General features: G+C 65.6%; 19 protein-coding genes and 3 tRNA genes. 21 read left to right on the plus strand and 1 reads right to left on the minus strand.

Features of this window, described 5'->3' with window-relative positions; all coding sequences use genetic code 11:
* Positions 1–5 precede the first annotated feature (5 nt).
* The 21 genes from rapZ (at position 6) to KHZ24_10830 (ending at position 20658) form a co-directional block, all read left to right on the plus strand.
* Positions 6–959 carry an RNase adapter RapZ gene (gene rapZ, locus KHZ24_10730; protein ID MBS5451662.1) on the plus strand — a complete coding sequence of 318 codons (954 nt, stop codon included), beginning with the start codon at positions 6–8 and terminating at the stop codon, positions 957–959.
* Positions 956–2125, plus strand: coding sequence for a YvcK family protein (locus KHZ24_10735; GenBank protein ID MBS5451663.1), 1170 nt, complete (start codon positions 956–958; stop codon positions 2123–2125). The genes rapZ and KHZ24_10735 overlap by 4 nt, the downstream gene beginning before the upstream one ends.
* On the plus strand, positions 2104–3048 hold the full coding sequence (whiA, locus tag KHZ24_10740) for a DNA-binding protein WhiA (GenBank protein MBS5451664.1): 945 nt from the start codon (positions 2104–2106) through the stop codon (positions 3046–3048). The genes KHZ24_10735 and whiA overlap by 22 nt, the downstream gene beginning before the upstream one ends.
* A 323-nt stretch (positions 3049–3371) precedes the next feature.
* Entirely contained in the window at positions 3372–4391 is a 1020-nt protein-coding gene (gap, locus tag KHZ24_10745) for a type I glyceraldehyde-3-phosphate dehydrogenase (protein MBS5451665.1), read from the plus strand.
* 88 nt (positions 4392–4479) lie between these two features.
* Positions 4480–5250, plus strand: a complete 771-nt coding sequence (locus KHZ24_10750; protein ID MBS5451666.1) for a metallophosphoesterase — start codon at positions 4480–4482, stop codon at positions 5248–5250.
* A 51-nt stretch (positions 5251–5301) separates the two neighbouring features.
* Positions 5302–6498: a phosphoglycerate kinase gene (locus tag KHZ24_10755; GenBank protein ID MBS5451667.1), complete on the plus strand. Its 1197-nt coding sequence runs from the start codon at positions 5302–5304 to the stop codon at positions 6496–6498.
* A complete protein-coding gene (gene tpiA / locus KHZ24_10760; protein MBS5451668.1) occupies positions 6485–7306 on the plus strand; it encodes a triose-phosphate isomerase in 822 nt (273 codons plus the stop codon). Before KHZ24_10755 ends, tpiA begins: the two co-directional genes overlap by 14 nt.
* A complete protein-coding gene (gene gpmI / locus KHZ24_10765; protein MBS5451669.1) occupies positions 7299–8846 on the plus strand; it encodes a 2,3-bisphosphoglycerate-independent phosphoglycerate mutase in 1548 nt (515 codons plus the stop codon). Before tpiA ends, gpmI begins: the two co-directional genes overlap by 8 nt.
* An 84-nt stretch (positions 8847–8930) precedes the next feature.
* Positions 8931–9176, plus strand: a complete 246-nt coding sequence (secG, locus tag KHZ24_10770) for a preprotein translocase subunit SecG (protein ID MBS5451670.1) — start codon at positions 8931–8933, stop codon at positions 9174–9176.
* A 464-nt stretch (positions 9177–9640) separates the two neighbouring features.
* Positions 9641–10726: an ABC transporter permease gene (locus tag KHZ24_10775; protein MBS5451671.1), complete on the plus strand. Its 1086-nt coding sequence runs from the start codon at positions 9641–9643 to the stop codon at positions 10724–10726.
* Between the two features lie 55 nt (positions 10727–10781).
* On the plus strand, positions 10782–11735 hold the full coding sequence (locus KHZ24_10780) for an ABC transporter permease (protein MBS5451672.1): 954 nt from the start codon (positions 10782–10784) through the stop codon (positions 11733–11735).
* 7 nt (positions 11736–11742) lie between these two features.
* Positions 11743–12870 carry an ABC transporter ATP-binding protein gene (locus tag KHZ24_10785; protein ID MBS5451673.1) on the plus strand — a complete coding sequence of 376 codons (1128 nt, stop codon included), beginning with the start codon at positions 11743–11745 and terminating at the stop codon, positions 12868–12870.
* The gene (locus KHZ24_10790) at positions 12870–13931 is read left to right on the plus strand and encodes a dipeptide ABC transporter ATP-binding protein (GenBank protein ID MBS5451674.1); all 1062 of its coding nucleotides are present in this window, start codon (positions 12870–12872) and stop codon (positions 13929–13931) included. The genes KHZ24_10785 and KHZ24_10790 overlap by 1 nt, the downstream gene beginning before the upstream one ends.
* Positions 13932–14079: 148 nt before the next feature.
* Positions 14080–14169: transfer RNA gene (locus KHZ24_10795), tRNA-Leu, on the plus strand.
* A 110-nt stretch (positions 14170–14279) separates the two neighbouring features.
* Complete coding sequence (locus tag KHZ24_10800; protein ID MBS5451675.1) at positions 14280–16559, plus strand: SpoIIE family protein phosphatase; 2280 nt, start codon at positions 14280–14282, stop codon at positions 16557–16559.
* Between the two features lie 72 nt (positions 16560–16631).
* On the plus strand, positions 16632–17636 hold the full coding sequence (locus KHZ24_10805) for a cation transporter (GenBank protein ID MBS5451676.1): 1005 nt from the start codon (positions 16632–16634) through the stop codon (positions 17634–17636).
* A 147-nt stretch (positions 17637–17783) separates the two neighbouring features.
* Positions 17784–18629, plus strand: a complete 846-nt coding sequence (locus KHZ24_10810; GenBank protein ID MBS5451677.1) for an anti-sigma factor antagonist — start codon at positions 17784–17786, stop codon at positions 18627–18629.
* Positions 18630–18736: 107 nt separating this feature from the next.
* Positions 18737–18811 (plus strand) — tRNA-Val (locus KHZ24_10815).
* Between the two features lie 135 nt (positions 18812–18946).
* Positions 18947–19648: a phosphatase PAP2 family protein gene (locus tag KHZ24_10820; GenBank protein ID MBS5451678.1), complete on the plus strand. Its 702-nt coding sequence runs from the start codon at positions 18947–18949 to the stop codon at positions 19646–19648.
* Complete coding sequence (locus tag KHZ24_10825; protein MBS5451679.1) at positions 19645–20469, plus strand: TlyA family RNA methyltransferase; 825 nt, start codon at positions 19645–19647, stop codon at positions 20467–20469. Before KHZ24_10820 ends, KHZ24_10825 begins: the two co-directional genes overlap by 4 nt.
* Positions 20470–20583: 114 nt before the next feature.
* Positions 20584–20658, plus strand: a tRNA-Val gene (locus KHZ24_10830).
* Between the two features lie 84 nt (positions 20659–20742).
* Here the strand turns inward: KHZ24_10830 and KHZ24_10835 are convergent.
* Positions 20743–21564 (minus strand): putative ABC transporter permease, encoded by an 822-nt coding sequence (locus KHZ24_10835; GenBank protein MBS5451680.1) that lies wholly within the window; start codon positions 21562–21564, stop codon positions 20743–20745.
* Between the last annotated feature and the right edge of the window lie 285 nt (positions 21565–21849).

Here is a 21849-nt window from a genome sequence, read left to right on the forward strand (position 1 = left end):
CGCGCATGGGCGAGCACATCGAGACGGGCGGACGGCCGGCTGACGCGACCCCGGCGGACGCGTGCCCGCTGCTGGGGCCGGAGGTCGTTGTCATCACGGGCATGTCGGGCGCCGGCCGCACGGAGGCCCTGCATGCCATGGAGGACCTGGGGTACTACTGCATCGACAACCTACCGCCGTCCATGCTCGTGCCGCTGTCCGAGCTCATCGGCCTGCCGAATGGCACGGGGCGCCACCTGGCCGTCGTGTGCGACGTGCGCTCGCAGGAGTTCTTCTCGACGCTGAGCTCCGAGCTGAGGAAGATTACGGAGCGCGGCGTGTCGTGCCAAGTGCTCTTCCTCGACGCGGACGACGACGCTCTGCGCAACCGCTACAGCTCGCTGCGCCGTCGCCACCCGCTCGCGCGCGGCGGCATGACGGTGAGCCAGGCCATCGCTGCGGAGCGCCAGCGCCTGAGCTCTATCCGCGAACTGGCGAATGTCGTCGTCGACACGTCGACCATGCGCGCCCGCGACCTGCGTGCCCGCATCGCCAAGGAGTTCTCCGGCACGCCGGCCCAACAGGGCATGAACGTGGCAGTGTCGTCGTTCGGCTTCAAGTACGGCCTGCCGCTCGATGCCGACCTCGTCATTGACGTGCGCTTCCTGCCCAACCCGTTCTACGACCCCACCATGCGCGAGCTGACGGGCTTTGACGCCCCAGTGCGCGACTACGTGCTCAACAGCCCGGAGACGAAGGCGTTCCTCGAGGCCTGGCACACGCTGCTCGACGTCGTCATGCCCGGCTACGTCTCTGAGGGCAAGCAGCACCTCTCCATCGCGATAGGCTGCACAGGCGGTCAGCACCGCAGCGTCACGCTTGCCGAGGCGACGGGCGCCTATCTCGCGAGCAAGGGCTATCGCGTGTCGTGCTCGCACCGCGACGTGGCGCGCTCCGCCCAGGGGGGTGCCCAGTCATGAGCGACGCCGAGTCTCTGCTTGACGCCTGCGGCCTTGGGGACGCAGGCGCTGCCGGCGCGACGGACATCGCATCTGCTCTGCCGCTGACGCCGGTGCCCGACCCGCGCCCTGACCAGATTCGCGCCGTGTGCATCGGCGGCGGGACGGGCCAGCCCAACTCCATCCGCGCGCTGCGCATGCTCGACTGCTACGTGACCGCCGTCGTGTCCATGGTCGACGACGGTGGCTCGACGGGCATCCTGCGCGCCAAGGCGGGCATCGTGCCGCCCGGTGACATCCGCAAGTGCCTCGTCGCGATGGCGGACGACTCGCGCGCCGTGCTGGCGCGGGCGTTCGAGCACCGCTTCCCCTACGCAGATAACCACACGCTCGGTAACCTGCTCATCACGGCACTCACGGCTGAGACGGGCTCGTTCATGCAGGCGGTCGACGTGTGCTCCGAGCTTCTCGGCTGCCACGGCGCCGTGCTGCCCTCGACGCTGGACGACGTCGTGCTGTGCGGCATGACGCGCGACGGCATGGAGTTTCGCGGCCAGGCGTCTCTGGGCACGGGTCCGTGCGCCCTGTCGAACGTGTGGCTTTCCCCGCGCGACCCGCAGGCATACGCCCCAGCTGTCGATGCTATCCTGCAGGCGGACATCGTAGTGCTCGGCCCGGGGTCGCTGTTTACATCCATTTTGCCCAACGTACTCGTCGGCGGCATCCGCGACGCGCTGCGGGCTACGAGCGCCACGCGCGTGTTCGTGTGCTCGACGGCCGACATGCAGGGGGAGACGTGGGGGCTCACGGCCGAGGAGCACGTCGACGCGCTGTTGTCGCACGGCCTCGAAGGCGCCGTCGACGTCGCGCTCATCCACCGCCCGGTGCCTCGTGACATGGGCGTGCCGACGCGCAGCTTCCAGGCCCTCACGAAGCAGCAGGTCAGCGATGACGCGCGCCGGCGTGCGCAGGGGCTGTCGCCCAACGTGACGAACGACCCCGACCCCGACTGGTACTTCCGCCCCGTGCAGCTCACCGACGACATGATCCGCGCCATCGAGCGCCGCGTGCCCACCGTCATCGTGCGCGAGTTCGCCGGAGGCGAATATCCCACGTGGCACAACCTCGACAAGCTGGCCGGCGTGCTGCGGGGGGTGCTGGAAACGTGTCATTCACGGCCGAGGTAAAAGACGAGCTCTCGCGCTGCGAGGACGCCGATCCCGTCTGCAGCCTTGCCGAGCTCGCTGCGATGGTGCGCGTGTGCGGCACGCTTTCGGTGTTTGGGTCGGGCAGCAAGCGGAGGTATCGCCTGTCCATGGCCACGGAGACCGGGTCGGTGGCACGTACGGCCATTAAGCTCATGCGTCGCACGTACGGCCTCACGACGGAGCTCACCGTGCGGCGCAGCGTTTTGCACAAGACGCGCAACTACCTCATCGTCGTGCCCGACCAGCCGCAGCTTCCCAAGGCGCTCGTGCGCATGGGTGTGCTGACGCCCGAGCTCGGCCTGGCGCGCGCCATCGCCCCCGAGCTTGTGAGTCGGCCCGCTTGGGCGAAGGCCTACCTGCGCGGCGCGTTCATGGGCGGCGGCTTCATATCCGACCCCCACGGTGACGCGCACTTCGAGATGGTGGCGCAGGGCGACGCATTCGCGACGGGCCTTGCGGACATGCTCGCGCGCTTCGACGTGAACGCCCACGTGAGCAGGCGACGCTCGTCGTTCGTCATCTACCTCAAGAACGCGTCGGACATCCTGTCGTTCCTCGTGCTCGTCGGCGCACCGTCGTCGGCGCTCGCCATCGAGGACGCGCGCGTCGTCAAGTCGCTGCGCAACGACGCCAACCGCATCGTCAACGCCGAGATCGCCAACCAGAAGAAGGCGACGGACGCCGCGGGCTCCCAAACGGACCTCATCGAGCTCATCGATGCCAAACTCGGCCTCGGCAAGCTCCCGCCCGCGCTGCGCTCGTTTTGCGAGCTGCGCCTGGCAAACCCGCTGTTGTCGCTGCGGGAGCTCGGCGAGATCGCCGACCCGCCCCTGTCAAAGTCAGCCGTGTACCACCGGGTGCGAAGGCTGGAGGAGATTGCTGCCGAGCTGGATGCCAAGTGAAGTGCCGGCCGGGGCTGTGGCACCCCATCTGCTGCGTTCCCCAGGGGCTCACGTATGTCCAATACGCTTCACCGCCGGGCGCCTTGCATCTGGGGCACTGTGACGCCTGCTAACGGTGCAGTTTCTTGCGGCACTGCTTCGCTTGCCGCCTGGCCAGCGACGTGGTGCTGCGGTGCCGCTTCGCTGCCGCCAGGCCAGGTGGTCTGTGCAGCTCGCGGAACTCCACGCGATGTGCATGACTCCTTGCGCTAGGCTGGCGACAGCGTGACCACATCCCTGCTCTAAGACTCGGTCCCGCCGGGACCCCACGAAGGAGGAAGCGCATGACTGTCAGGATCGGCATCAACGGGTTCGGACGCATCGGCCGCCTTGCGCTGCGCGCCGCCCTGGACGATCCCGAGATCGAGGTCGTCGCCGTCAACGACCTCGGCAAGATCGACTGCATGTCCCACCTGCTGCGCCGCGACTCTGTGCACGGCAAGTGCACCCATGACATTGCGACGGACGGCATCGACCTCATCGTCGACGGCTCGAAGCGCATCAAGGGCCTCTCGGCGCGCGATCCCAAGGGCATCCCGCTGCTGCCGTGGGGCGAGCTCGGCGTCGACGTCGTGCTCGAGTGCACAGGCAAGTTCCGCGACAAGCCCTCGCTTATGCGTCACATCGAGGGCGGCGCGCGCAAGGTCGTGCTGTCTGCCCCGGCGAAGGGCGAGATCGACGGCACGTTCGTCGTCGGCGTTAACGATGACCAGTACGATCCGGCAACGATGGACGTTGTCTCCAACGCCTCCTGCACGACGAACTGTCTTGCGCCTGTCGCCAAGGTGCTCGTCGATGCGTTCGGCGTCGAGCGCGGCATGATGACGACCGTGCACGCTTACACGTGCGACCAGCGCGTTCTGGACAACTCGCACAAGGACCTGCGTCGCGCTCGCGCCGGTGCCTGCTCCATCATCCCGACGACGACGGGCGCGGCCCGCTGCGTTGGCATCGTCATTCCCGAGCTCGCCGGCAAGCTCGACGGCATGTCGGCGCGCGTGCCGGTGCCTGACGGCTCCATGGTCGACCTGACGGCCGAGCTGTCGCGCCCCGTCAGCGCCGAGGAGGTCAACGCTGCGATGCGCGAGGCGGCGCAGGGCCCGCTCAAGGGTATTCTTGCCTACTCCGAGGAGCCGCTTGTCTCGAGCGACATCATCGGAGAGACGGCTTCGAGCGTGTTCGACGCTGGCTGCACGATGGTTTTGGGTGGTCAGGGCACGCTGGTAAAGGTACTTTCCTGGTATGATAACGAGATGGGCTACTCCTGCCGCCTGCTCGACCTCGCGAAGGTCGTCGCGCGGTAGGCCATCCCGCATCAGTGGATGACGACTGAGGGCGCGCCCGGGACGAAAGACCCCGGCGCGCCCTGACGCGAAAGGGCAATCGCAGCCGATGGTGTTTGTGACCGGAGACGTTCACGGGTATTTCGGGCGCCTCGAGCGCTTCTGCTCGTACCAGGGCACGACGCGCGACGACGTGCTCGTCGTCCTGGGTGACGCGTGCATCAACTTCTGGGGCGACGACGCCGACGTCAAGATCAAAGAGCGCATCGCCCACATGCCGATCACGATGTTGTGCGTGCACGGCAATCACGAGATGCGCCCGGCCACGCTGTCGGGCTACGTCGAGCGTCCCTGGCACGGTGGCTCTGTCTACGTTGAGGACGCCTATCCCAACCTATTGTTTGCCAAGGACGGCTCCCTTTTTGACCTCGAGGGCGCGTCCTGCCTCGTAGCGGGCGGCGCTTATTCCGTCGACAAGGACTGGCGCCTTGCCGACGGCCGCCGCTGGTTTGCCGACGAGCAGCCCGGCCCCGAGGAGAAGCGTGCCGTCGAGCAGGCGTGCGAGCGGGCGGGTTGGCGCGTCGACTACGTGTTCTCGCACACGTGCCCCATCGAGCAACGCCCCACGGAGGCGTTTCTCGCTCGCGTGCGCCAGAGCACGGTCGACACGAGCACGGAGGAGTGGCTCTCCTCGCTCGAGCAGCGTCTGACATTCGGGCGCTGGATGCACGGCCACTTTCACACGGATCGGATCGGCCCGGGCCCGTTCTGGGCGCTGTTCAAAGACGTCATCGAGCTGTCGAGCGGCCGCGTCCTCTACACGGCCGGCACAGACGCGTCCTATCGTGCGCGCTCGTTCGGTGTTTCTCAGGAACAGTAGATAGCGGGTGGATGCCGCGCAGCTTCCGCCCTCAGACGAAAGGAACATTCCATGTCGCGCAAGCGAAGCGTTGTTGATGCAGACGTCGCAGGCAAGCGCGTGCTCGTCCGCGTCGACTTCAACGTGCCCGTGCATGACGGCGTCGTGACGGACGACACGCGCATCCGCGCTGCTCTCCCCACGATCGAGCTGCTCGTCGAGCGCGGCGCACGCGTCATCCTCATGAGTCACCTCGGCCGCCCGAAGGGCGAGGGCTTCGAGGCCGAGTTCTCGATGGCCCCGGTTGTCGAGCGTCTCGGAGAGCTGACGAGCGCCCCGATTATCCTCGTGGGCGCCTCGACGGGCCCGGTTGTCCAGCGGGCTGCCGCCGAGCTCGCTCCCGGGCAGATCCTGGTGCTCGAGAACCTGCGCTTCGACGCGCGCGAGAAGAAGAACGACCCGGAGTTCGCCGCCGAGCTCGCCTCGCTTGCCGACATCTACGTCGACGACGCGTTCGGCGTCGCCCACCGCGCACACGCCTCCGTCGTCGGCGTGCCTGCACTTCTGCCCTCCTACGCCGGTCTTCTGCTGGCGCGCGAGGTCGACACGATCACCGGGATGCTCGAGGAGCCGCAGCGACCGTTCGTCGCCGTGCTCGGAGGCTCGAAGGTCTCGGACAAGATCGGCGTCATCGATCACCTCATCGACGTCGTGGACACGCTGCTCATTGGCGGCGGCATGTGCTTCACGTTCATGCGCGCCCAGGGAAAGGACATCGGCACGTCGCTCGTCGAGCCCGACTGGGTCGAGCGCGCCGGCGCCATGCTTGATAAGGCCCGCGCCAAGGGCTGTGAGCTCGTGCTACCTGTCGACTACGTCGCGGCTGACCGCTTTGCCGCCGACGCTGACACGTGCGTCGTGAGCGCCGACGCCATGCCTGCTGACCGCATGGGTCTCGACATCGGGCCCGAGAGCATCCGCCTGTACGCCGATCGCATCGCAGCGGCGCGCACCGTGTTCTGGAACGGCCCCATGGGCGTGTTCGAGATGCCGGCCTTCGAGGCGGGCACGCGCGGCGTCGGCGAGGCGATCGCCGCAAACGCGGCGTGCGCAAGCATCGTCGGTGGTGGCGACTCCGTGGCGGCCGTCAAGCAGTTCGGCCTGGAGGAGGGCGTGACGTTCGTTTCGACGGGAGGTGGCGCGTCCATGAAGCTCGTCGAGGGCGCGTCCCTGCCGGGTGTGGAGGCGATCCCCGATGCTGTTCGGTAGCGCTCGCCCGCAACAGGCCGATGCCGGGCGTCGCGCGCTCGTCGTGGCCAACTGGAAGATGAACAAAACGTACTCGGAGGGCGTGCAGCTGGCCCAGGGCGTCGTCGACCGACTGGATCGGTCGTGGCGCCGTTCCGTCGACGTCGTGATGTGTCCGCCGTTCACGGTGCTGCGCGGCGTGAGCAACGTCATCGCGTTTGACTCCTCGTGGGCAAAGGTCGGCGCGCAGGACTGCTACTGGGAGCCTGAGGGCGCATACACGGGGGCCATATCCATCCCCATGCTCAAGGACCTCGACTGCTCGTACTGCATCGTCGGCCACTCCGAGCGCCGTGCGTACTTTGGCGAGACGGACGACGTCGTCGCCCGCAAGGCGGCCGCCCTCGTCGCCGCGGGCGTGACGCCGCTCGTGTGCGTCGGCGAGTCGCGCGACGTGTACGACGCTGGCGGCACCGTCGACTTCGTCGCGTCCCAGCTGCGCGCCAGCCTTGCCGGTGTCCCTTCGCCGCTTGGCATCGGCGGCCTCGTTGTGGGATACGAGCCCGTGTGGGCCATCGGCAGCGGCCAGGTCCCGACGCCAGAGCACGCCCAGGCCGTGGCGTCTGCCGTGCGTGAGACTATCGGCGCGCTGTACGGGCTCGGCGTCGCGCGGGCTTCGCGCGTGCTGTACGGTGGTTCGGTCAAGGCCGGCAACGTCGCCGCCTTCACGGCGCAGCCCGACGTGGACGGCGTCCTTGTTGGGGGCGCCTCGCTGGACGCGGAAGCGTTCGTCGACATCGTGAGGGGAGTGCTGGGCGCCGATGCGTAACTTTCCTGCCCTGCTCGTCATCATGGACGGCCTGGGGTGGGCGGAGCCCGGCCCCAGCAACGCCGTCTCGCTTGCCAACACGCCGAACATCGACGAGCTGTGGGCGTCATACCCACACACGACGCTCGGCGCGTCGGGGCCCGACGTCGGGCTTCCCGAGGGCCAGATGGGCAACTCGGAGGTCGGCCACCTCAACCTCGGCGCCGGCCGCGTCGTGCGCCAGGCGCTCGTGCGCATAAACGACGCTATCGACGACGGTTCGCTGCTCGAGAACCCCGTGCTGGGCCCCGCCATGGACGCCGTGGCGAAGTCGGGTGCGACGTTGCACCTCATGGGCCTCATGTCTCCGGGCGGCGTTCACTCAGAGATGCGCCACTGCCTGCGCCTCATCGACATGGCGTGCGCCCGTGGCGTGCGCCGCGTGCGCGTCCACGCGTTCCTCGATGGGCGTGACGTCGCCCCGGGCACAGGCATCGACAGCGTGCGCGAGCTCGCAGCCCACTGCGCCAACGCCTCGGAGCAGACGGGCAACGACGTGCGCATCGGCAGCGTCTCAGGCCGCTATTACGCCATGGATCGCGACAAACGCTGGGATCGCGTGAAGCGCGCGTGGGACGCCATCGTGCTTGGCTCCGGCGCGCCCGAGCAGATGCCGATTGCCGGCGTGCAGGCGTCGTACGACGCGGGCGTCACCGACGAGTTCGTTGTGCCGTTTCCCTGCGAGCCCGGAGGCATGGCCGACGGCGATGGCGTCGTGTTCTTCAACTTCCGTCCCGACCGGGCTCGCCAGCTGACGCGCACGCTCGTCGACCCGACGTTTGACGGTTTCGAGCGCGCCCGCTTCCCGAAGGTCGATGTCGTGACGCTGACGGAGTACGACCCGACGCTGCCCGTCAAGGTGGCGTTCCCCGAGGGCGTCGTCAGTGACACGCTCGCGGATGTGCTCGCCGAGCACGGTCTGCGCCAGTTCCATACTGCCGAGACGGAGAAGTACGCGCACGTGACGTTCTTCATAAACGGCGGCGTCGAGGCTCCGCACAGCGGGGAGACGCGCGCGCTGGTGGACTCGCCGAAGGTCGCGACGTACGACTTGCAGCCTCAGATGAGCGAGCCGCAGGTCGCTGAGGGCCTGCTGGCCGCCATCGAGGACGGCGTCGCTGACGTGTACATCGTCAACTTCGCCAACCCCGACATGGTGGGCCACACGGGCAACCTCGAGGCCGCCATCAAGGCCGTGGAGGCGACGGACGACGGCATGGGGCGCATCGTGCGAGCCGTGCGCGAGCGGGGCGGCGTCGCGCTCGTCACGGCGGACCACGGCAACTGCGACTGCATGTTCACGGTCGACGAGGCGGGGGAGCGCCACCCCGTGACGACGCACACGCTCGCTCGCGTGCCGTTCATCGTTGTGGCCGACGGCGTTCACGTGCGTGACGACGTTCAGGGGCGCCTGTGCGACGTGGCGCCGACGCTGCTCGACCTTGTGGACATTGAGAAGCCGGCGTCCTGGACAGGGCAGTCGCTCGTCACGCATGACTGAGATGTGCTAGATTAATGAGCTGTACGCGTGTGTGCGTGCAGTTTGACCCGCATTCGTCCCAAGGAGCTCGCGTTGTCTGTGCCGATGATCATCCTTACCATCCTGTGGTTCATTTCGGGCGTCGCCCTCATCTTCCTCATCCTCATGCACTCGGGTAAGGGTACGGGCGTCTCGGAGATGATTGCCGGCAGCATGTACTCCAACACGAGCGGCTCGGGCATCATCGAGAAGAACCTCGATCGCCTGACGATCATCTGTGCCCTCGTGTTCGTGGCGTGCCTGCTCGTCTTCATGATCTTCTTCCCGCAGGGCACCATTGCCGGCGCGTAACAGGTTCGAGTCAGGTTTACAGTCTTCTGCCTGCAAAAAGAATAAAAACGCTTTGAACCCCGCCTATTTTGCATAGAGCGGGGTTCTTTATTTATTGTGCACGCTTCCACCTGAAAGCGGCTCAGGCTATGGGTTGATGTCGCCGCTTGGTACTATCACAAGATGCAGTGCCTCTGGGAGAGGGAGGACGTCTGCCCAACCGACTGTTTCGTTGTACCGGGGTGATCCGTTACCGACTCGAAACAATGGGCGGCCTTAATTAAATCCCACGTAGCACATGCAGTGTTCGTGTCAGGAAGGGGAGCGATCCCCGGTTGTCCACGGGGGAGAGATCCCCACGAGACCCGTCGATGCGTCGTCCGCCATGCGGAGGGCGCATGTGCCAGACGCGCGACGACGGGACGGTCGGCATGCACGCCCGCAAGGCGCAGGCGGGTGCGCGTCGACATAAGGAAGGTGAACGAATGGGCAAGTACATCCTCAAGCGCATCCTGCAGTTCATCCCGGTGTTTATCGGCGTCACGATCATTCTCTTCGTGATCAAAAACGTCGTGCCCGGCGACCCCATCAAGCTCATTACGGGCGAGAAGGCGGTCACCCCCGAGATCGAGCTTCAGCTCAGGATCGCAAACGGACTCGTCGAGAGCGAACCGATACTCGATGAGAACGGCAACCCGACGTACAACGATGACGGCTCCGAGCGTCGCCAGGCCATGCTCGACGAGAACGGCGAGCCGGTCAAAACGCCGCTGTGGAAGCAGTACATCACATACGTCAGCGGCCTCCTCCACGGTGACCTCGGCGACTCGTACACAAAGAAGATGCCCGTGATCGACATCTTCGCCCAGAAGTACCCCTATACTGTGCGCCTGGCGCTCGTGGCCATCTGCATCGAGATCGTCATCGGTATCGGAGCCGGTATCATCTCGGCTATCAAGCGCTACTCGTTCTGGGACGTGCTCGTAACGCTGTGTACGTCGGTGCTCGTCGCCATGCCCGCATTCTGGTTAGGCATGCTGTTACAGCTGTTCTTCGGCGTCATGCTCAAGCAGTGGACGGGCGGCGCGCTGGCCCTGCCCATCTCTGGCGCAGGCGGACCGACGTCGAACTTCCCGGAGTGGATGCACTACATCCTGCCCGCCATCACGCTGGCGTCCGTCTCGACGGCCTATGCCGCCCGCATCATGCGCTCGCAGCTGCTTGACGTCATGAACGCGGACTACATCCGCACGGCTATTGCGAAGGGCCTGTCGCGCCGTCAGGTCATCGTGCACCATGCGCTCAAGAACGCGCTCATCCCCGTCGTCACGTACATCGGCATCGACTTTGGCGGCATGCTCTCTGGCGCCATCCTCACAGAGACGGTCTTCAACTGGCCCGGTATCGGATACGAGGTGTATCAGGCCATCACGAGACGAGACTGGCCCATCGTTATGGGCGGCGTCGCGCTCGTCGTGATCGTTGTGCTCGTCATCAGCCTCATCGTCGACATCAGCTACGCCTTCCTGGATCCGCGCATCAGGTACGGCGCCAAGAAGGAAGGGAGGTAGTCCTATGGAGTACGGTTCTGCAGCCCCGATGCCCGGCCTTGACGGCACGGGCGCCATGAGGACCGCTTCCGGCACCTCGGCTACGAGCGTTCCGCCCACGACGCCGGGCAGCTCACCGGCTGGCGAGCAGACGCACGCCAAGCAGCGCACGCTGTGGGGCGACGCGTTCCACCGCCTGCTGAAGAACAAGCTCGCCGTTATCGCGCTCATCTGGATTCTCATCGTTGTTGTCGTTGCGTGCACGGCTGACCTCTGGGTGCCCCAGACGCTCGGTTCGCCCACGGATCTCGACACGTCGAAGTCGGCGTCCCAGTCCCTGCTACCCCCGTCGTTCGAGCACCCGTTCGGCACGGACCTCACGGGCCGCGACGTCCTGTCGCGTGTCATCTACGGCGCCCGCATCTCGCTGGCCGTCGGCCTGCTCGCCACGTCCATCTCGACGCTGCTCGGCCTCATCATGGGCGCGCTCGCCGCGTACTACGGCGGCATCTGGGACGTTCTGATCATGCGCCTCGCCGACATCTTCCTGGCGTTCCCGTACATCCTGTTCGTGATCTCGCTGCTTGCGGTTGTCGGGCCAGGCTTCCAAAACGTGTTCATAGCCATCGGCATCTTGGGATGGCCGTCTATCGCCCGTGTGTTCCGCAGCGCCATTCTCTCCGTCAAGGAGAACGACTACGTCGACGCCGCCCGCTCCATGGGCGCCAGCGACGCGCGCATCATCATCAAGCACATCTTCCCGAACTCCGTCGCGACGATCGTCGTGTACGCCACGATGAGCATCGGCGGCGCCATCCTCACGGAGAGCGCGCTGTCGTTCCTCGGCATGGGCGTTCAGCCGCCCACCCCGTCGTGGGGCGTCATGATCTCCGACGGCAAGCAGTTCCTCATGAACGCACCGTGGCTCATGTTCTGCCCGGGCATGGCCATCCTCTCGACCGTGCTGGCGTTTACCGTGCTCGGCGACGGCCTGCGTGACGCCCTCGACGTGAAGATGAAGGATGCGTGATAGACCGATGGCAGCCAATGCTACGAACCCGACGGATCTGAAGAACCAGCCGATTCCCGAGGGCCACCACCTGCTCGAGGTCAACGACCTCAAGATGTACTTCCATACCCGCGATGGCGTCGTGCGCGCCGTCGACGGCGTGACGTACCACCTCGACCCCGGCGAGACGCTCGGCGTCGTCGGCGAGTCCGGCTCGGGCAAGTCCGTGACGGTCATGACGATCATGGGCCTCATCGACATGCCTCCGGGCAAGATCGAGGGCGGAGACGTCCTGTATCGCGGTCGCTCGCTTCTCACGATGGACGAGAAGGAGAAGCGCCACGTCCGCGGTAACGATATCGCCATGGTGTTCCAGGACCCGATGAGCTCGCTGAACCCCGTCTACAAGATCGGGCGCCAGCTGGGCGAGGGCCTGCGCATCCACAAGGGCCTGTCGAAGAAGGAGGCGTGGCAGCGCGCCATTGAGCTGCTCGACCTCGTTGGCATCCCCAACCCGGAGGAGCGCGTCAAGGACTACCCCCACCAGTTCTCCGGCGGCATGCGCCAGCGCGTCATGATCGCCATGGCACTGGCGTGCGAGCCCGACATTCTCATCGCCGACGAGCCGACGACGGCCCTGGACGTGACGATCCAGGCGCAGATCATCGAGCTCATGAAGGAGATGCAGAAGAAGAACGGCAACGCCATCATCATGATCACCCACGACCTGGGCGTCGTCGCCGACATGGCCGACAAGATCATGGTCATGTACGCTGGCCGTCCCGTCGAGTTCGGCACGGCTGACGAGATCTTCTACACACCTCGCCACCCGTACACGTGGGGCCTGCACAACTCCATCCCGGAGCAGACCATCGACGAGAAGAAGGCTCTGACGCCCATCAAGGGCAATCCGCCGAGCCTCGTTGACCTCCCGAAGGGCTGCGCGTTCTCGCCGCGCTGCCCGTTCGCGAAGAAGATCTGCTTCGAGGAGAAGCCGCCGCGCTATACGACGTCGACGGGGCACTACGCGTGCTGCCACTTCGCCGACGACGACGCGTTCGTGAACGCGAACATGCCCGAGACGTCGCGCACGAACCCTGATCTCAAGCGCGGTCCCGCAACAGCATCTGTCGCTTCGAAGGGAGGCGAGCAGTAATGGCAGACGCCACGAGCACGAAGGCGGCCGGCACCCCGGCGGCCGCTGACAAGGACGTTCTGCTTGACGTCCGCCACCTCAGCAAGGAGTTCCCCGCCCAGAGCGGCGTGTTCCTGTCGCACCTCTCGTCGAAGGTCTCGGCTGTCCAAGACGTTAGCTTCCAGATTCGTCGCGGCGAGACGCTCGGCCTCGTAGGTGAGTCCGGCTGCGGCAAGTCGACGACAGGGCGCAGCATCATGCGCCTGACGCAGCCGACTGCTGGCGAGGTCATCTTCAACGGCGAGGACGTCGCCAAGTTCCATGGCAGGCAGCTCAAGCAGTACCGCTCCAAGGTTCAGTACATCTTCCAGGATCCGTATGCGAGCCTGAACCCCCGCATGACGATCTCTGAGATCATTCAGGAGCCGCTCGTCATCCAGGGCAAGATGAAGGACCGCTCTGAGCGCGAGGCTTATGTGCGCAAGCTCCTGGGCATGGTTGGCCTTAACCCGGAGCACGCGAGCCGCTACCCGCACGAGTTCTCTGGCGGTCAGCGCCAGCGCGTCGGCATCGCCCGCGCGTTTGCCATGAGCCCCGAGCTCATCATCTGCGATGAGCCCGTCTCGGCTCTGGACGTCTCCATCCAGGCTCAGGTGCTCAACCTGCTCAAGGAGCTCCAGAGCGAGTTTGGCACGACGTACCTGTTCATCGCACACGACCTGTCGGTCGTCCAGCACATCTCCGATCGCGTCGCGGTCATGTACCTGGGCAACCTCGTCGAGATCTCTGGCTGGAAGGGCCTGTACCACACGCCGTTCCATCCCTACACGCAGTCGCTGCTCTCGGCTGTGCCCGTGCCCGATCCCGACGTCCAGCGCACGCGTGAGCGCATCGTTCTGCCGGGTGACCCGCCGTCGCCCATCAACCCGCCGTCGGGCTGCCGCTTCCACACGCGCTGCCCCATCGCGAAGGACATCTGCGGCAAAGAGAAGCCGGAGATGCGCCAGGTGGGGGAGGATCACTTCTGCGCGTGCCACTTTGCAGAGGCGTTCCCCATCAAGCAGAGCTCCATCAACCTGTAAGCAAAAGGGCGCTTCCTTCGGGAGGCGCCCTCTTTCGTTCTAAATGCCTGGTGTTAGGCCAATTGTGTGCTTGTCTCCACAACTTCAAGTTTCTCGAAAAAGGGGCTTGCGCTACGGTTGCCTCACCCTTATATTAAACAAGCTCAACGTCGGAGTGGCGGAATTGGCAGACGCGCTAGCTTGAGGTGCTAGTGACCACTTTGAGGTCTTGCGGGTTCAAGTCCCGCCTCCGACACCATTGAACAAATGAGGGGGCCTCTCCTAGGAGAGGCCCCCTTTTGCTATATGGTCTGTCATTTCGGACATGCACGTGGCTTGCCTTGCCCACACGAGACGGGGGGATCGGACATGGAGCGCCTGGGCGCCTACAAGGAGGACGTGCTCAGCGTCTTGCTCGCCATGGCCGACGAGGCCGTGCTGTCGTTTGACGCCCGAGGTGTCGTGCGTTTTGCCAACGAGCGCGCCGAACAGCTGCTGGGCTGTGCCGGGCTTGCGTTGGACGGCATGGACGTCAAGGATCTGTTCTATGCCGGCGACATGAGCCGCCCGGCCGCCGGAGAGCTGCCGTTCTCGACCACCGGTGACGTGTCGCTCGTCATGGCAAAACTCGTGGACGGCTCGTTTATCCCGGCTCAGGTTCGGTGCCGTCGCATCGGCAACAGCGACGACTTCCTTCTCATCGCCGAAGACGTCGACTCGATCCATGAGACGCGTCGCGAACAGTCCCGCCTGCTCGATGAGCTGCGCCGCTCGAACGAGCGCCTGCGCGGTGTGCTGTCCATCATCTCGACGGCCACGCTGTCGGGCGTGAGCTTCGAGGATTTTGCGTCGCATATCACGACGGAGCTTCAACACGTGTTCGAAGCGGATGCCGTCCTGCTCTACCTGGCGGAGGGCGCTGGCTTTCGCGTGTACGGGCGCTCGGAAGGCTTTGGCTCCCTTGGTGTGAGCCAGACGTTCGTGCCGCATGGCGCCGGTCTTCCTTCGCTCGTGGCGCGCACGCGGCGCTCGCTGCGTCTGCAGCTCGTCTCCGTCGGCGACGACAGCGCGGTCATGCTCGACATGGACACGGACACGAAGGTACGCCTGCGCTCTGAGCTCGCCCAGCGCTGCTCGACGCTTGTGGGTACGCCCGTGTTCTCCTATGACCGCGTCATGGCCGTCATCGCCGTCTGCTGGCGCGGACCCTATCCCGTCGACCGCGACGGCCTGTCGCTGCTTGATACCGTGGGCGACTTCCTGTCCATCGAGTTCGCGACGGCGGTCTCTCAGATGCAGCAGATGCGCGAGTCCGAACTGCTCGCCCTGCTGTCCGAGGTGCGCGACGCCGTGCGCACGGCTGGTTCCATGAACTATAGCTTTGCGTCTGCCATTGCACGGCGCGTCGCGCAGGTTGTGCCCGCACACGTGCTCGAGATGCAGGACAACCCCTGGACGCACACCGTGACCGTTCACCTACCGGCCGAGGACGACGGCCATCCGCGTGCCCTGCCTGCGGCCGGGGCCTACGGCCTCGAAGGCCTCAACACCGTCGAGTTTCCCTATGGCTTCGACGAGGTGTTCCCCGGTGGCGCCACGAGCCGCGAGATCTCGTCGGACGACCACGTTGGCATGTGGGTCGGGCGCCATACCGACCTCGCCTTCGGCATGGGCGTGCGCATCACGTCGCCCCACGCCGACGCCGACGAGCCCCAGCGTGCCCTACTGTTCCTGCGCGGCCCGCTCGACCCGCCGTTCGACGAGACCGAGACGGACTTTCTTGAGCATTTGGGCGCTGACGTGTCGCATGCCCTCGACGTCGAGCGCGAGCGTGCCAACGAGACGCAGATATCTCAGGCGCTGCAGTCGGGCCTGCGCAACCAGCTTCCCGAGGTCAGCGGCATCACGACGGCGTCGCTCTACCTCTCTGCGACCGCGTCGGCCGTCGTGGGCGGCGACTTCTTCGACCTTTACCCGCTGCCTGACGATCGCGTCGTCGTCGTGATCGGCGACGTGTCCGGCAAGGGTGTCGAGGCGGCAGCCATGGCGTCGCTCGTAAAGACGGCGCTGGCGGCCTACGCGTGGGACGACCTCGACCCCGCCGCCATGCTCAGCTCGCTCAACAACCTGTTCGTGAAGTTCTCGCGCCTCGAGACGTTCGCAAGCCTCGTCGTCGTCTCGTTTGACCTGCGCTCCGGTGTCGCGACGTACTGTTCGGGCGGGCATCCGCCGGCAATGCACGTGCGCGACCCCCAAGGCGACGCCCCGACGCTTGAGCTGCTCACGGTGCAGTCTCCCATCATTGGCGCGCTCGAGGATCTGGACTACGACAACGGGACCTTTGAGTTTGACGAGGGCGATCTGCTGTTCCTCTACACGGACGGCACGACGGAGGCGCGCAGCCCAGACGGAGACTTCTTCGGTGAGGAGTCGCTGCGCGAGACGCTGCTGCGCAACTGCCACGTCGACGTCAAGGGACTTCCCGAGGCGGTCCTCTCCGAAGTGACCGACTTTGCGGGCGGCTCGCTGCACGACGATGTCGCCATGGTGGCTCTGCGCATCGACCGTGTGGGCGAGCCTGCGGTGGAGCTCGCTGCCCCGAGCGTCGAGGTGCAGACCGATCCTCCTGATTCGTCTGAGCAGCTCTAGCCTCGTCCTGCGCGGGGGCGTTTTGCCGTCCTCGTTCCTATGCCTTTCCGGGAGGAGAACCCTATGCCAGCCATGTTCGACGCCGCGGCTCAGCGACAGTCCGAGCAGGAGCGCGATCGCTCCGTTCGCCGCATCCTTTGGATCGTGCTCATTCTCAACCTTGCCGTCGCCGTCGCAAAGTTTGTGTACGGCATCATCACGTCGTCCTCCTCGATGCAGGCTGACGGCATCCACTCCTCGTTCGACTCGATCAACAACATCGTCTGCCTCGTGGGCCTCGCCATTGCGTCGCGCCCGGCTGACGAGAGCCATCCGTATGGCCACAAGAAGTTCGAGACATATGCCTCACTCGTCATCGGCATATCGCTCATCCTGGCCGCCGGCACGGTCGTGAGCGAGGCGGCCGGCAAGTTCATGGGCTCTTCTGAGGCGACGCAGGTCAACGTCGGCTCGTTCGTCGTCATGGGGCTCACGCTGTGCATGAACATCGGCGTGTCCACCGTCGAGCGCCGCAAGGGTAAGGAGCTGCGCAGCGACATGCTCGTGGCCGACGCCGAGCACACGATGAGCGACGTGTGGGTGTCGTTGTCCGTCATCGCCGGTCTCGTGCTCGTGAAGCTCGGCCTCGATGTGGCCGACCCCATCGTGTCGCTGCTCGTGGCTGTGTTCATTGCACGTGCGGCGTTCGAGATTCTGCGCCAGGTCAACGCGTCGCTTGCCGACATGGCGCGCCTTCCGGAGCGTGCGGTGAGAGAGCTCGTCGAGAGCGTTGACGGCGTGCGCAGCGCGCACAACATCCGTACGCGCGGCACGGAGTCGGCCGTCTACGCGGACTTGCACGTGCTGGTGGATCCCGCCATGACGGTACGCGACGCCCATGAGGTAGCCAACACGGTCGAGCGGGTCATCCAGGGCGTCTATCCGCAGGTCGTCGATGTGACGGTGCATGTGGAGCCCGACGATGACCACGAGCGCCGCGAGGGTGCGCTCGAGGACGGCCTGCGCGAGGAGAACACGTCGCCGCGCCTGCGCCAGCGCCTCGAGCGCGAGCTGACCCAAGAGGCGTCGCGGGAGTAGCGCGAGAGCGGGCGACAGGGGCCGCAGAACGGGCCCTAGTTTTTCCTCGTACCCTGCGTTATCTCGCGAGGTTTTGGGCATCATGCAGGTGAAGGGATCGTGACGTGAGGGATACGCGCGGGCGATGAGCGGGGAGGAGGCATGGCGATGAGGGGCGAGAGAGACATGGCCGTCGTCTCGCTTGCAGGCGAGATCACGTGGGCAACGGTTCCCCAGATGCGCGAGCGCCTCTGCTCGCTGGCGTCACGCCTGCACACCATCGTCGTCAACCTCTCGTCCGTCAGCTACATCGACTCCTCCGGCCTTGCCACGCTGCTGTCGCTCAACCGGCGGTTGCGCGCGGCGGGGGGCAAACTCGTGCTCGTGAACGTGTCGGAGCGGATCATGCGCGCCCTGCGTCAGGCGCGCGTCAGCGAGCTCATTCCCACGATGGGCGCTCGCTCGCTGTGCCACGACAAGATCCTGACGACGCCCGCCGAGGCGCCTCTTCTCGTGCGCACGCTGTCCGTGCCCTGCGACGCTGCCCGGATGAGCGAGACGCGCAGGAAGATGAGCGAGCTGTTTGAGAGCCTCACCACGATGTCGCGGGAGCAGGTGTACGACCTGACGCTGGCGTTTGGCGAGGCGCTGGGCAACGCGTTCGACCACGGCGGCGGCACGGAGGGCGACGGCTCTGTCATGGTGAGCGTGTCGCTCTATCGAGACCGCGTCGTCACGGAGGTCACGGACTGCGGCGCCGGGTGTGCCTATCGGGCGGGCGACGCCCTGCCCGAGCCTACGGAGACGCGGGGGAGGGGCATTCGCCTCATGCTCATGCTCGTCGACGCCATCTCGATCGAGCCGCGCAAAGGCGGCGGTACGTGCGTGCGCCTCGTTAAGATGCTCGATCCCTGTGCCCTGCTTGACGCATCGCTTTCCGGGATGGGCGTCGCGGGGTGCGGGGAGGGTGCGCTTCAGCGGCTTTCGCAGCGCAGAGCAGTTCAGCCCGCGTAACGTTTCGGGGCATCCTGTGGTCACCTTGCGAATTTCTCGCTGCGGTAGCGCATTGCTGAAACGTTTGCTAAGATTTCCAATCGTCGGCCGTGAGGCCACACCACAACGGGCGTTTAGCTCAGGGGGAGAGCGCTTCCCTGACACGGAAGAGGTCACAAGTTCAAATCTTGTAACGCCCACCATCAAAACCGCAGGCCAGACGGCAAAACGTCTGGCCTGCTTTTTTGTGCATATCGCCACGAGGTGTCTAAGGGGTGTCTAGCGGCGGTTTGAGAGATGGCGAAGGAAAGAGGCACATGGCCGAACAAAAGAACGAGATGGGTGCCGGCGGCGTGCTGGCACGGCTGCGGCGGCTCGCGTATGCCAACCGGCGCGTCCTGCTCGTCGCCGTGTGCGCCGTCGTCTTCGTGGCGCTGCTCGAGGACGTACTCGAGGGCGAGCTCATGCGCCTTGACGCCGCCGCCTATCAGCTCATCGTCGAGGGAGTGCGCACGAGCTGGCTTACACCGGTCATGGAGGGCTTTTCCGCCTTGGCGACGCCTGTCGTGCTCATCGTGATGCTGCTCGCGATCGCGGCGTTTGCGCCCGGGCGCAACCCCGGCCTGTGTTGTGCGCTCAACCTGGTTCTCGTCGCCACGCTTAACGTCGTGCTCAAGCTCATCATTCAGCGCCCGCGTCCTGACGGTTTTCGGCTGGCCGAGGTGAGCGGTTTCAGCTTTCCCTCCGGCCATTCCATGGCGGCCATGGCGTTCTTTGGGCTGCTCGTCTGGATCGTGTGGCACTACGAGCCGGACGCGGCAAAGCGCTGGTTTCTGAGCATCGCGCTCTCGCTCGTCGCCGTCATGGTGGGCGTCAGCCGCGTGTACCTGGGCGTCCACTATGCCTCCGATGTCGTAGCGGGCTTCTGTGTTGCGCTGGCGTGGCTGGCCATTTACACGCGCTTGGCAACGCCGATCTTCTTGGGCGAATGGAGACGTGGGGATGGGGATGCCTTGCCGGGTGAGGGGGGCGCCCGATGATCACGCCACAGTTTCCCGAGCGCCTCGATGTCGCCCTGGTGGCGCGGGGCCTCGCCCCGTCACGCGAGAAGGCGAAAGCTGCCATCTCGGCTGGCCTTGTCTTCGTGAACGGGAAGCCTGCGACTAAGCCGAGCACGCCGGTTCCTCCGGGAGTCAGCGTGGAGGTGCGCGGCGTCGCCCTGCGCTATGTGGGGCGCGGTGGCCTGAAGCTCGAACGGGCGCTCGACGCGTTCGCCCTCGACGTTACGGGCGCGCGCTGCGTCGACCTCGGGGCGTCGACGGGCGGCTTCACCGACTGCCTGCTACAGCGGGGCGCTTCTCACGTGTGGGCCGTTGACGTGGGCCATGACCAGCTTGACGCGCGCCTCGCCTCCGACGGGCGCGTGACGAGTCTCGAGGGCACCGACGCCCGTATCGTGACGCCTGACATGCTCGGAGGCCCCGTCGACGTGGCGGTGACGGACGTCTCGTTCATCTCGCTCTCCAAGGTGCTGCCGGCTATGGCGGCGCTGCTGCGCGAGGGCGGTGCGGCGGTGTGCCTCATCAAGCCGCAGTTCGAGGCAGGGAGGGAGCATGTCGGCAAGCGGGGCGTCGTGCGCGATCCCGCAGTACACTGTGCCGTTATCGAGCGCGTGCTCGGCGAGGCTCGTGCGACGGGGCTCGAGCCCAGGGGCCTCGACTACTCGCCAATCACGGGTCCCGAGGGAAACATCGAGTATCTGATGCATGCCGTGCGCCGTACGGACGACGTGCCGTTGGGCGACGTCGCTCTCAATGTGTCCGGCGTTGTGTCCCAAGCCCATGCGGCGTTTGGCCGCTGAGATGGAGGACTTGGGGACGCCGGGCCGATTCGGCAGAATTCTCGCGAGAAAGCTGTTGCCAAGCCGCACGTTTCCCGGTACTATACCTTCCGCTGATCGAGAGGTTAGCTAATCGGGCGTTTAGCTCAGGGGGAGAGCGCTTCCCTGACACGGAAGAGGTCACAAGTTCAAATCTTGTAACGCCCACCACCAAAACCGCAGGCCAGACGGCAAAACGTCTGGCCTGCTTTTTTTGTGCATATCACCCCGAGGTGCCTAAGGTGGGATCCGTTCTTACCGCTCGTAGGCGTCCTTGGGCAGCTCCTGCTTCTGTACTCCGTCGAACTCGAGGTTCTCGAACCGCGCGTCCATGAAGTGGTCGTCATAGTGCTTGTCTATGTAGCGCTCGATGGCGTTGGCGGGGGCGAGCCCGGCGTCTCGTGACGCCTTGCGCATGGTGACAGCCGCTGTCATGACGCCGTCGAGTACGAGAAACGCCGTCAACACCGAGACGAGCACAAGCTCGCCACGCCGCTTTGGCTCACCGATGAGCCAGACCGCCTCGGGCAGGCAGGCGCGGCACCACACCCATCCAAGCAGACCCCAGATGATGCTCATGCGAAGCGACACGTACTTCGTAATGGCGTCGGGCAGGTGGGTGTACGACCAGGACGTCGCATGCAGCACGGAGTCGATCAACATGCCCGTGGCCTGCTCGAGCAGAGAGCCCAGAAGCATGGACACGAGGAAGATGACCCACACGGGCCGCTTGCGCAGCTTCCAGAGAAAGACGCTCAGCAGGACGGCGCCGACGCCGTACAGTGGCGAGAACGGCCCCCATACCATGCCGTAGCGGTGCTGCCAGATGCCCATGGCGAAACGCACCCACAGCGTCTCGAGTAAGAGGCCGCCGATCGACGCTACGGTAAAGATGATGACGAGCTGGTAGAACGACGGGAAGCTCAGACTGTCGAGGTACGTCTCGCGCTCGAGACGTCGCTGCTCCCGGGCCATACGCGTGCCTGCCCGCCAGCGCAGCAGGGCCTTGATGCCGGCGACGACGGCCATGCCGAGGCAGATCGGTACAAGGAGGAGGGACAGCGCGATGACGATCATGGGGTGTGGGCTCCCGGGTAGGGGCGGACGGACGTACGAGCTTAAGGATAGCGCTTCCGGGCCGCACGACCCTCGCGCCGCCGTTCGGCTCGGTGAGACGCTTGGCCGTCTGATGCTACTTATGAATGAAATGTGACCAAAAGCAGCTTTCCAACGTTCTCTGAAGTTAGGGCTTGCACGGACGGTCTCTCATCCGTATAGTATCTCCTCGCACGCGGACATGGCTCAGTTGGTAGAGCACAACCTTGCCAAGGTTGGGGTCGCGGGTTCGAGTCCCGTTGTCCG

It is taken from the genome of Coriobacteriia bacterium (assembly GCA_018368455.1).
Classification (GTDB): Bacteria; Actinomycetota; Coriobacteriia; order Coriobacteriales; family UMGS124; genus JAGZEG01.